The organism is Bacillus hominis (assembly GCF_018332515.1).
In the GTDB taxonomy this organism is placed as follows: Bacteria; Bacillota; Bacilli; order Bacillales; family Bacillaceae_G; genus Bacillus_A; species Bacillus_A hominis.
In genome coordinates, this window is record NZ_BOQD01000686.1 from 1 (window position 1) to 276 (window position 276).

1 protein-coding gene is annotated in these 276 nt (G+C 48.6%); it reads right to left on the bottom strand.

All coding sequences use genetic code 11. The features are described 5' to 3' along the window. A partial coding sequence (locus KI356_RS27950) for a hypothetical protein (RefSeq protein WP_212937089.1) occupies positions 1–234 on the bottom strand: 234 nt, incomplete at its 3' end. Positions 235–276 lie beyond the last annotated feature (42 nt).

Genomic DNA, 276 nt, shown 5'->3' on the forward strand with positions numbered 1-276 from the left:
CTGCCATAGCGTCAGGAAGTTTAATCCGGTGCCGAAGCCGCTCTCTGCTACCACAAACAGAGGATGTGGATGCTCAGGAAAGCGTACCTCTAATTGGTTGCCTCCCAGAAAAACATAACGCGTCTCTTCCAGCCCGTTATCGTTGGAAAAATAGACATCGTCAAAATCTCGGGAAACAGGTGTACCCTCAGCATTAAATTCGAGGTTGGCAGGTTGTATGGAGTAGTGTTTCACGTAAGTTACTCGTCTTACAGGCGGTGGCTCGATCTTAGCGAT